The 10,787-nt window shown below is 68.9% G+C and carries 9 protein-coding genes; 4 read left to right on the top strand and 5 right to left on the bottom strand.

The annotated features are described in order from the left end of the window. Nucleotides 1-3 precede the first annotated feature (3 nt). Nucleotides 4-573 (top strand): XRE family transcriptional regulator, encoded by a 570-nt coding sequence (locus ACR68M_RS30235; RefSeq protein WP_441247325.1) that lies wholly within the window; start codon nucleotides 4-6, stop codon nucleotides 571-573. Between the two features lie 36 nt (nucleotides 574-609). Here the strand turns inward: ACR68M_RS30235 and ACR68M_RS30240 are convergent, their stop codons facing one another. The 3 genes from ACR68M_RS30240 to ACR68M_RS30250 all read right to left on the bottom strand — a co-directional run bounded on the left by ACR68M_RS30240 (nucleotide 610) and on the right by ACR68M_RS30250 (nucleotide 3,722). Then, on the bottom strand, nucleotides 610-2,007 hold the full coding sequence (locus tag ACR68M_RS30240; RefSeq protein ID WP_441247326.1) for a hypothetical protein: 1,398 nt from the start codon (nucleotides 2,005-2,007) through the stop codon (nucleotides 610-612). A 146-nt stretch (nucleotides 2,008-2,153) separates the two neighbouring features. After that, nucleotides 2,154-2,786, bottom strand: coding sequence for a hypothetical protein (locus ACR68M_RS30245; RefSeq protein WP_441247327.1), 633 nt, complete (start codon nucleotides 2,784-2,786; stop codon nucleotides 2,154-2,156). Nucleotides 2,787-2,867: 81 nt separating this feature from the next. After that, nucleotides 2,868-3,722: an SCO6745 family protein gene (locus ACR68M_RS30250; protein ID WP_441247328.1), complete on the bottom strand. Its 855-nt coding sequence runs from the start codon at nucleotides 3,720-3,722 to the stop codon at nucleotides 2,868-2,870. 240 nt (nucleotides 3,723-3,962) lie between these two features. Here ACR68M_RS30250 and rpe point away from each other — a divergent pair, with 240 nt between their 5' ends. From rpe to ACR68M_RS30265, 3 genes are all read left to right on the top strand, one after another. Next, nucleotides 3,963-4,646, top strand: a complete 684-nt coding sequence (rpe, locus tag ACR68M_RS30255; RefSeq protein ID WP_441247329.1) for a ribulose-phosphate 3-epimerase — start codon at nucleotides 3,963-3,965, stop codon at nucleotides 4,644-4,646. A 120-nt stretch (nucleotides 4,647-4,766) separates the two neighbouring features. Next, entirely contained in the window at nucleotides 4,767-5,726 is a 960-nt protein-coding gene (locus tag ACR68M_RS30260) for a pirin family protein (protein ID WP_441247330.1), read from the top strand. A 771-nt stretch (nucleotides 5,727-6,497) separates the two neighbouring features. After that, nucleotides 6,498-7,841: a tyrosine-type recombinase/integrase gene (locus ACR68M_RS30265; protein WP_441247331.1), complete on the top strand. Its 1,344-nt coding sequence runs from the start codon at nucleotides 6,498-6,500 to the stop codon at nucleotides 7,839-7,841. A 320-nt stretch (nucleotides 7,842-8,161) separates the two neighbouring features. On the opposite strand, the gene ACR68M_RS30270 is transcribed toward ACR68M_RS30265, so the two are convergent. Together ACR68M_RS30270 and tyrS are read right to left on the bottom strand one after the other, a co-directional pair. Further along, on the bottom strand, nucleotides 8,162-9,025 hold the full coding sequence (locus tag ACR68M_RS30270; RefSeq protein WP_441247332.1) for a class I SAM-dependent methyltransferase: 864 nt from the start codon (nucleotides 9,023-9,025) through the stop codon (nucleotides 8,162-8,164). A 295-nt stretch (nucleotides 9,026-9,320) separates the two neighbouring features. Then, a complete protein-coding gene (gene tyrS / locus ACR68M_RS30275) occupies nucleotides 9,321-10,727 on the bottom strand; it encodes a tyrosine--tRNA ligase (protein ID WP_441247333.1) in 1,407 nt (468 codons plus the stop codon). Nucleotides 10,728-10,787: the final 60 nt, after the last annotated feature.

Consider the following 10,787-nt stretch of genomic DNA (forward strand, 5'->3'; position numbering starts at 1 on the left):
CGTATGAAGCAAGAAGACAGCGACGTCGACACCCTCGTGCGCAAGCGGATCAGGGGCCTGCGGGTGGCCATGGGCCTCTCGCTGGACGACCTCGCGGCCCGCTGCTTCCTCAGCCCGTCCACCCTGAGCCGGATCGAGACCGGCCACCGGCGGATCGGCCTCGACCAGCTCACCGCGATCGCCCGCGCGCTCGACACCACGCTGGACCAACTCGTGGAGCCCGTCGACGACAGTGACGTGGTGATCCGGGCCCGGCACGACGCGGCGCGCGGGCTCACGCTCTGGATGCTCAAGCGTGAGCCCGCCGTGACGGTGGCCAAGATGCGCCTCACCCGCCCTGCCCCGGCCGGCACGTCGCAGCTGAAGGCCCACCCCGGCCGGGACTGGTTCACCGTGCTCTCCGGCACCGTCGAGCTGGCCCTCGCCGACCGCCGCATCCTGGTCGAGACGGGTCAGGCGGCCGAGTTCTCGACCATGATCCCGCACGCCTTCGGTGCGCACGGCGGCCCCGCCGAGCTGCTCGCGATCCTCGACCACGAGGGCGGCCGCACGCACCTCCGGCTGCCGGGCTGACCCCCGGGGCCGGCCGGAGGTCAGGGGGCCGCGGGCTCAGTACTCGGAGTCGGGGTCCTCCGCCGGGGGGTCGGTCGGGAGGTCGGGGACGGCGGCGGTCTGCTCGTCCTCGTCCTCGCGTTCGTCCGTCGGCGGCCGGGTGAGGGCGGCCCGGGTGAGGGTGCCGGTGCCCTGCCCCGGCCGTGTGCCGGTGCTGGTTCCGGTGGCGGGGACCGGCTGGCCGTACGCACCGGGGGTGGCCGAGCCGGGTGCGGCGGCCGTGCTCCTGGCGCCTACGGTGCCCGACCCGGTGGTGGAGTGGGACGGGCCCGTCTCCGGGGTGGGCTGGGGGGAGAGCCGACCGCCGGGCGGCATGGCGGGGCCGGTGCCCGGGTGCTCCTGCTGGAGTGCGACGGTGGCCGGTGTGCCGTCCGCCGGGCTCGGGTCCACGGTGCCGTCGGCACCGGCCAGGTCGACCTGGGGGTGAAGGCTGTCGATGCCGGTGTGGGAGGTCGGGTGCGTGCCGGAGGCATCGAGTGTCTTTGCCCCGCCGGTGAGTTGGAGCGGGCTGAGAGCGGCGGTGGGGGTCGGCGAGGTGAGCAGGTTGCTCATCAGCTGGGAGTGCGCGTCCTCGTTCTCGGTGAGGTTCTTGCCGACCTGGTCCATCCCGTCGGCGGTGCCCCGGAGGGAGCTGAGCAGTCGCTTGATCACCTCGGTGCCGACGGTGGTGGCGATCTGTTCGGCCGCCTCGATCACCACCTTGCCGATGATCTCCCCGGGTTGCCCGAGGTCCATACCGTCGAAGATCTGCAGGAAGGCGCTGCCGTTGGAGTCGACGTCGTCGGCGTGGCCGCGCAGTTCGAGGGCGCAGGAGGCCAGTTGGGCCAGATCGACGCCGAAGCCCTGGCCGGTGGAGCTGCCGGACTTGCCGGAGTCACCGCCGGTGACCGCCTTCACGGCCGTGTCGACCAGGTCGGCGACGGGCTGGGCGAGGGCGTGTCCGAGCTCGGTGACGGCCGTCTCCAGGACCTGCGAGACGATCTGCTTGCCGGCTGCGAGCACGGCCGGCGTGGTCCACGGCGCGGTGGCCGCAGCGGTGGCCAATCCGCCGCTGGTGACGGCGAGTTGGGCAATCGCCCCGCCCTTGCAGAGCTCGACCACCAGGGCGGCCGCGCTGAGAGCGTTGGCGATGACGCCGCAGGCCTCCACGACCAGGCCGGAGAACTTCGAGATTGCGCCCCAGGCCTGGGTCAACTGGTCGGCGGAGGAGCCGTGGTAGACCTCGCCGAGCTTGGCGACGGCCTTGTCGGCGGCCATCTGGGTGGAGTCGATCGCCGAGGCCAGCTTGCGGATCTCGTCGGCGAAGCGGTTGATCTCGTCCTCGTTGACCTGCGGCCACTCGACCCCCAACAGGCCGAGTACGGGTTGCAGTTCAGGTGGAAGGTCCAGTGCCATGATTCCCCCGGTTACTGGTAGGTATCTTGCCACGTGCGGGATGTGACGATACGCCTTCAAGTCCGCGCCGAACAGACGGTCGCAGGGCCCGGTTCGGCGGGTGGTTCGGGTGCATCCCGGTACTGCCACGAGACACTGGCGCAGCGTCAGGAGGGGTCGGGTCCACGCAGGTTGGCGCGCACCCGGTCCCACGCTCCGAGGAGGGCCAGGCCTCCGGTGAGGAAGGCGAGCGCGCACCACAGGACGACGTCGGTGAGTGAGTGGTCGGCGATCTCACCGGTCTGCGGGTTCAGCCAGATCCGGAGGCGGTTGCCGTCCTGCTCCGCGCCGGGGGATTCCCGGCGTTCGCTGTGCTGTTGGCCGTCCACCGTCCAGTGGTAGACGCAGCTGTCCTTCTCGGTGTGGCCGGAGTCGCCGTCGCCGTGGCTGACGTCGACCCGGCACTCGGTCAGGGTGGCGGTGACGGCGAGCGGGGTGCGCTGCCAGTCGTGGACGGAGGCGTAGGCGTAGTTCGCGGTCGCCGCCGAGACGCAGAGCAGCGCGGTGAGCAGCAGGGTGACGGTGACACGGCCGGAGATCGCCTCGTCGTCGTTCCAGCCCACGAGAGAGCAGAGGAACGCGAGGATCAGCGCGGCCGGGCTCGCCAGCAGGAGCGGCAGCACGGGCAGGGCGGCCCCGGGCGAGCCCCAGGACCAGAAGAACAGTGCGCCGCCGACGGCTCCGGCCAGCGCGAGGAGCACGGCGGTCAGCCGCCAGATCCGATCCCTGTCCGGTGCCATCGTTCCCCCTGTCGATCCCCGGGCCCGACCTCCTACACGCGCGGAGGGCCGCACGCGGTTCCGGTCCGGCGGGTCGGCCGGTCAGCTGCTGCTGGGGAGGCCGATCGGGTTGACCGGGGGCAGCTCGGCCCGACAGGCCGTGGAGATCGGGGTGAGGGCGGCGGCGAGCTGGTCCAGCTCGCTGCGGCGGAAGTCCGACCAGACCCGGGCGGCGGCGAGGTCGGTGCCGGCCTCCAGGGCCTGGTGACGGCGGCGGCCCTCGGGCGTGATCGAACCGTCCGGGCGCAGCCAGCCCCGGGCGGTCAGGCGCTCGGTGGCGGCGTCCCACTCCTCGTCCGTCCAACCCCGGAAGGGCTGGAGCTGTTCGCGGCGGACGTCGAGCGCCGAGCGGACCACCAGGGCCTCGCAGCCGTCCAGCCCCTCGGTGATCAGCGCCGCGATGTGCCCGTCACCCCGGTGCTCACGCAGCACCGTGGTCGCGTGCCAGAGCCGGGCCAACTGGCCCTCCGGGCGCGGCAGTGCGGCGTTGGCGGCGGCGAGCACCCGGCCGCAGCAGTCGAGCCCGTCGACCGCGCGCTCCAGCAGCGTCACCGAACGCTCGATCAGCTCCGGCTTCACCGTCTCCAGCACCCGCTCCAGCGCCGCCGTCGCGCCCGAGACCCGGGCCCGGAGGGCGTCCTCCGGACTCGCGCGCTGCCAGATGTCCGGCAGCGCCCGCTCGACCATGCCGGGCGCGAAGTTGAAGAACGCCGCGATCACCGGGGTGGCCCCCACCGGGCCCAGCGGCGCCGACCGCCCGGCGAAGTACCCGCGCCAGCTGCCCCGCAGGCCCGCCGCCTCGTACGCCGCCCTGCCCTCGGGTGAGAAGTAGGTGAGGGCGTGCACCGGCTCGAAGAGCCACCAGAGTGCGCGGGCGGGGTGCACGAGCTCGGCCATCGGGTACCTTCCGGTCGTCGTGGCCGCCTCCGGGTCGTGCTGGTGCGGCCGCTGCGTACTGGTGTTGCCTGTCGGTGTTGCGTACTGGTTTTGTGACTATGCACCGGAGCGGTGGCGGCGCACGGGTGTTGTGACGCGAGTCACGCGAGGGGGCGCGGCTCACCCGTCCCGGGCCGCAGGGAGGATGATGGACGAGGCGGCCGCTCCCGCCGTCCGCACCGAGCTGTGAGGTACCCGGAAATGCCGCAGATCAACCCCAGCATCCTGTCCGCCGACTTCGCCCGCCTGGCCGAGGAGGCGGAGGCGGTACGCGGCGCGGACTGGCTGCACGTGGACGTGATGGACAACCACTTCGTCCCCAACCTCACCCTGGGTGTCCCGATCGTCGAGTCGCTGTCCCGGGCCACCGACATCCCGCTCGACTGCCACCTGATGATCGAGCAGCCCGACCGCTGGGCCCCGCAGTTCGTCGAGGCGGGCGCCGGTTCGGTGACCTTCCACGCCGAGGCGGCCGCCGCACCCGTCCGGCTGGCCCGGGAGATCCGCGCCAAGGGCGCCAGGGCCTCGATGGCCCTCAAGCCGGCCACCCCGATCGAGCCGTACGAGGACCTGCTGCCCGAGCTCGACATGGTGCTGATCATGACGGTGGAGCCCGGCTTCGGCGGCCAGGCCTTCCTCGACATCATGCTGCCCAAGATCCGCCGCACCCGGGAGCTGATCTCCAAGCACGGCCTCGACCTCTGGCTCCAGGTCGACGGCGGTGTCTCGGCGACCACCATCGAGCGCTGCGCCGAGGCCGGCGCCGACGTCTTCGTGGCCGGTTCCGCCGTCTACGGCGCGGGCGACCCGGCGGAGGCCGTCCGGACCCTGCGGGCGCAGGCGGCGAGCGCGACGGCGAAGGCGCCCTGGGCCTGCGCACACTGAACTGCGCGTCGGGGGTCTGCTGGGCTTCGCACACTGACATATCGTGCGGCGTCGGCTTCGTCCTCGGCGGGAATCTGACGGATGATCGTGCGGACGGCCCGCCGATGGATGGAGTTACGCGTGAGCAACCTCGACCTCAAGCCCACCCCGACCGCCTGCGGCTGCGAGGCCACCACCGGGCCGGTCAAGGACCTGCTGACCGGCCGTCAGGTGCAGCTCGGCGAGTCGACCGAAGTCCGCAGGCTGCTGCCGAACCTCGGCCGCCGGATGGTCGGCGCCTGGTGCTTCGTCGACCACTACGGGCCCGACGACATCGAGCACGAGCCCGGGATGGCCGTGCCGCCGCACCCGCACATGGGTCTGCAGACCGTCAGCTGGCTGCACGACGGCGAGGTCCTGCACCGGGACAGCCTCGGCAGCCTGCAGACCGTCCGCCCGTACGAGCTGGGCCTGATGACCTCCGGTCACGGCATCTCGCACGCCGAACAGTCCCCCCGCGCACACGCCCGGCTGCTGCACGGCGCCCAGCTCTGGGTCGCCCTCCCGGAGGCCCACCGCCACACCGCCCCGACCTTCGAGCACCACGCCACCCTGCCGGTCGTCACCGCACCCGGCCTGCGCGCCACGGTGATCATGGGCGCCCTGGACGGCGCCGCCTCGCCCGGCACCGCGTACACCCCCCTCGTCGGCGCCGACCTCGCGCTCCGCGAGGGCACCGAGCAACGCCTCCCGCTGGAGCCGGAGTTCGAGTACGCCGTCCTCGCCATGAGCGGCAGCGTCGACGTCGACGGCGTCCGGGTCGAGCCCGGGTCGCTGCTCTACCTCGGCTGCGGCCGCCGCGAACTCCCGCTCCTCGCCCGGACGGACAGCGCCGTGCTGCTGCTCGGCGGCGAGCCCTTCGACGAGAAGATCGTCATGTGGTGGAACTTCATCGCCCGGACTGACGAGGATATCAGGCAGGCGAGGGAGGAGTGGATGACCGGCACCCGCTTCGGCGAGGTGCACGGCTACGACGGCGAGCGGCTGGCCGCTCCCGAGGTGCCCCAACTGCCCCTCAAGCCACGGGGAAGGGTGCGCTGACCTGGGATGATGGTCCCATGAGGCGATGCGCCGAGTCGAGGTGGATCGTGGTCCGGGTGGTTCGCGATCCACTGGTCCGGAAGGACGCTTGTGCTGCTGAACGATGGCTCTGGCGGTCGGCCGCGAGTCTCAGGTGTGGGCATCTGTAGCTGGGTTTAGTCAGACCAATGCTGACTCAATGCTGACTTAGCTGATGGTCCATCAGATATCAACGACGATCACGCGCTCGCCGCAGCGTCGTCTTGGTCGAGGTGGGCGCCGGCTGACACAAGCTCGGGAGGACTGCTGCTGCCGAGCCGCACGCGATGGACGATGTGCAGATGAGGCTGGCTGGTGCCGTATGGGAGCAGTTGTAAGGTACCTACAATCCGTGCGCCCCGAGATGGCAGAGACGGGGACCTCTCCGTGGACCGCGCCCTGACGCATTCCGAGTGCAGGTCCCGCGTGGTGGCGTCGCGACCACCCGGTCAAAAGGATCGGCAGGACCAGGCGGCGCCGCTGTGTGGGGCCCTCGTCCAGCGTTGGCACCGCCCACGCATACGTCCACCAGGTCATTTGCTCGCTCGGAAGGGGCGCGGTCTGACCCGGTCCTGCGCGAGGCCGACTCGGAGTACATCCTGGACGACGGCACCCTTGCTGAGCGTGGTCCGGGTCGGACTCTCGCCTGGCGGCTCGGTGCCAGCCGCCGAAACTGCGCCAGGCAGACGCACGCCGCACCACTGCTCGTCGATCAGACTCCGATACCGCAACTCGTAAGTGCGGAGGATCCCAATGGACCAGCTACTGACCGTGGAGGAGGCAGCCAAGCTACTCGGTACCTGGGAGACGAGCGGTGAACGCTTCCCGCGTCGCCTCATCACCGAGCGCCGAATCGCCTTCGTTAAAGTAGGGCATCACGTCCGCATCCCCGCCCGTGCTATTGCGGATTACATCGTCGCGAATACCGTCAAGCCGGATGTCTCCACGCGCCAGAACATCTCGCGGCGGCGAAGGGAGAATACTGCTCCGGTGACTGGTAGGCGCCGGCAGTTTGGGTCGGTTCGTAGGCTCCCGTCGGGCCGCTATCAGGCCCGGTATCTTGATCCGAACGGTATCGTTCGACCGGGCCCGCAGACCTTCGAAAGTGACACGGAGGCAGATGCATGGTTAGCCGTAACGCAGGGCGAGATCAACAATGATAACTGGCGTGATCCGAGTGCTGGTGCGGTCAATTTCTCCTCCTATGCTGATGCTTGGATCAGCGAGCGCGGCCTTATGCCGACAACCCTCGAGCTGTACCGTCGCCTGCTGCGGACGTGCCTAGTTCCGGCATTCGGTGGCTGGGACCTGGACCAGATCACGCCACCCCATGTCCGGGCTTGGCGGGCTCAGCTGCTGGCAACCGGGAAAGTGAGCACTGCAGCAAAGGCGTACCGGCTGCTCAGGGCCATCATGGCGACCGCTAGTGACGACGAGCTGATCCGTCGGAACCCATGCCGGATCGAGGGAGGCGGTAAGGAGTCACCCAAAGAGCGGGGCATCGCAACCATCGAGCAAGTCTACGAGTTGGCTGAACTAGTTGGGGCACGATGGCGGGCTATGGTCCTACTGGCGGCCTTCACGACGCTCCGCCCAGAGGAACTGGCCGAGCTGCGGCGATCAGACATCGACCTTGAAGCCAGTACGGTTCGCGTCCACCATGCCACTCCTGAACTGAATACTGGTCGGCGAGCCCCTGGCGGTACCAAGACTGAAGCGGGCAGGCGGACCATTACTATGCCAGCGGCCATCGTCTCCGACGTCCGCGTCCACCTGAAATTTTTCGCAGAAAGCGGGCCGCAAGGCCTCGTCTTCATTGGCGAGAAGGGCGCTCCATTTCGACGGACTAGCTTCGGCCGGATCTGGCGAAAGGCTCGTGTCAAGGCAGGCATGCCCGACTTTCGCTTTTATGATCTGCGGCACACCGGCAATACTCTGGCCGCTAGCACTGGTGCTAGCCTGAAGGAACTGATGGTCCGAATGGGACATGCCTCAGTTCAAGCTGCACTCATCTATCAGCATGCCACACACGAACGAGACGGGAAGATCGCAGACGGTATTGATGCGGAGATCAACCGACTGCGGCGAGAGGGGTAGCCATGCCGGACAATGGCGATTCCGATCGCGGGGCAGTGCACAACATCGAAACGAAACCTGCGTGGGCCCTGTCCCGTAATCGGCGGTAACGCTGTGTGGGGTAATGCAGGAGGATTGGTGGCGAAGGGGTGCGAAGCTGGCGCGGCAGTGCATCTTCCTCATGATCCGTTTGGCGCGGGTGTTGGCGTCCTCGATCCGGCCGTTGTGATGTGGGGAGGTAGGCTGGCGTCGACGGCCGCGCGCTTCGGAGGCTCATTGCGGTGGCTGTAGCCCGTCCGGGAGGCTTCTCGATGATCCCGTGGTGCTGTCGGTCTGGCTTGTCACACCGGGTTCCGGCGCGCTGCGAACAGGATGTGAGTGCCGCCGTCGCGGGTGCCGAGGCTGGAGCAGGCGGCCGTCTCGTAGGTGAGGAACCGCTCCCAGAGCTGTGGGGTGCGTTCGAGTTCGGCCAGGATGGCTGGGTCTTCGAGGCTTGCCCAGTTGCTCGCCGAGCCCGCCAGGATCTCTCCTCCGCACTCGTGAACGAGCGTCGCGAGCTGTTCCCAGGTGAATATCCGGCAGACGTGAACCACGCCCGGAACATGCCGCAGATCGCCGGTGCGGATCACGGCGTCGGTGACGTCAGTGCCGAAACGGGCGGCGAGCTGCATGGCTCCGGGAAGGCGGGCTCGCCAGCTGCCCCAGAGGGACATGACCGAGGCGACGATCACGCCATCGGGCTTCACGATTCGGAGGAGGCCGGCGAGGGCCTGTTGCGCATCGTCGAAGGCGTAGGAGAGCGGGCCCCCGTAGGCCACGATCAGGTCGAACGATCCGTCGGGGAAGCAGCTGGTGTCGCGGATGTCGAGCGTGTGGCGTGCCTCGACAGCGTGCTCCGTGCCGGCGGCGGTGACGTTGGCCTCGTTCAGATGGAGCTGGACTGGCGAGATGTCGGTGACCATCACGCGTGAGCTCCGCTCCGTGAGCAGGATGGTGAAGCGGCCGGTCCCCGCCCCGAGCTCCAGGATTCTCTGATTATCTTTCAGGTGCGGTTCTAGGAATTGACGGTGGATCTCGAAGGAGACTCTTCCAGCGATGTCCTGCGTCAGGCGTTCGTGCTCGGCCCCGGCGAAGTCGTCGTAATAGCGGCGCACAGCCTCGACCGACTCGTCGCTGCTCGGCGCGCCGCCGGGCGTCTGTGCCATTCGTCTCCGTCCATACCTCGAAACCCGTTGAGCGCATCGGCCACGAGTCTCAGGAAGGAGCGAGTCGGGCACAGCGACGCCGCCAGGATGCGCTTTCCCCCGCTATGTCGTCGTGAGTGTCGCAGCGACACCCCGCAGATTCACCGAGAAGACGGCCTGTCGGCCCTGTTCGCTGGTCCCAGCTGCATGCGCCCACGCGCTCTAGAAGGGGGGAGCACACACGATCAAGGCGTCGACGACCAAAACTGGCGTGGTGGTGGGGCAAGCCCGGTCCCCACCACCACGCCACGTTTCGTCACGCGTCGATGCGAGCGATCTTTCGGCCTGCCTTGAGGTAGAAGGTCGCTGCCCCGGTGATGTCCGACTCGCTGACGAGGGCGGACAGCAGCAGCTGGGTGGTGTCCTGGTCGAGCTGGGTGGTGCGCTGTTCGCCGTCCGCCGTTTCGGCGATGAGACGGAGGCCGTTCTGGGCGGCGACGCGGCGGGCTGCGGAGTTGCTGGGGGCGAAACCCAGGATCTGGGTGAGCAGGGTGACCACGGGGGTCTCGGCGTGCTCCTTGAGGGAGATGGCCGGGAGGTTCTGCGCTTCTCCGAAGGTCCGCTTGGAGAAGCGGGCGGTGAACTCGGCACGGGCCCCCTCGGCGGCCTTCAGGCCGTGGAGGGTGGCGGTGACCTCGCCGGCGAGGATGCGCTTGACGGCCATGGGGTGCGCGGTGCCGTTGGCCACGCGCGCGGTGACGGTGGCGATCTCCTCGTCGGTCCACTCGGTGAGCTGCGTGAGGTAGGGCTCGATGAGGTGATCGGGGATGGACATCACGCGGCCGAAGATCTCGTCCGGGGAGGAGGAGAGTCCGACGTAGTTGCCCTTGGACTTGCTCATCTTGGCGCCGGTGCCGTCAGTGCCCTCGATGAGCGGGGTGGTGATGATGACCTCAGGAGTCTGCTGGCGGATCTCCATAACCTTGCGGCACATCTGCAGGTTCAGGAGCTGGTCAACGCCGCCGAGTTCGACGTCTGCGGTGATGGCCACGGAGTCGAGGGCCATGACGACGGAGTACACGAACTCGGCGACCGACAGGCCGTCGCCGGCGGCGAGGCGGCTGCGGAAGTCCTCGCGCTGGAGGGTCATCGAGACCGGGACATGGGCCAGGATGCCCACCAGTTCGGGGAGGCTGACCTTGTTCAGCCACTCACCGTTGAAGCGGAGGTCGGCGCGCGTGAAGTCGATGAACGGGGTGACCTGCTGCTGGTAACCGCTGAGGTTGTGGGCGATGTCGGCGTCGGTGAGTGCCGGCCGCTCGGAGGAGCGGCCGGACGGGTCGCCGATCTTGGCGGTGACGTCGCCGATGATGAAGACGACGTGGTGGCCCATGCGCTGGAAGCGGGACGCGATGATGATCGGCACGGAGTGACCCAGGTGGACGTCCGGGGACGTCGGGTCGATGCCGTACTTGATTACGAGCGGCCGGCCCTCTGCCTGGGCAGCAGTGATCTTCCCCGCGAGTACGGACGCTGAGGGGATGACGTTGATCGCGCGACCTTCGATCAGCGCGGCCTGTTCGGCTGGGGGAAGGTCGGACAGGTCCAGCGAGCGGCGACTATAGGTCTCTTCCAGGAGCCGGGCGACCGTATAGTCCGCGGCCAGGTCCGATCCCTTGAGGATCTCCATGGCGCGGACTACGGACTCGCTGAGACGGCTCATGGCGTCGTTACGCTCCTGGTCTGTCGGCTGGCATGGCCAGCAAGTATGGGGAAAACACGC

Source organism: Kitasatospora sp. McL0602 (assembly GCF_052076145.1).
Lineage (GTDB): Bacteria > Actinomycetota > Actinomycetes > Streptomycetales > Streptomycetaceae > Kitasatospora.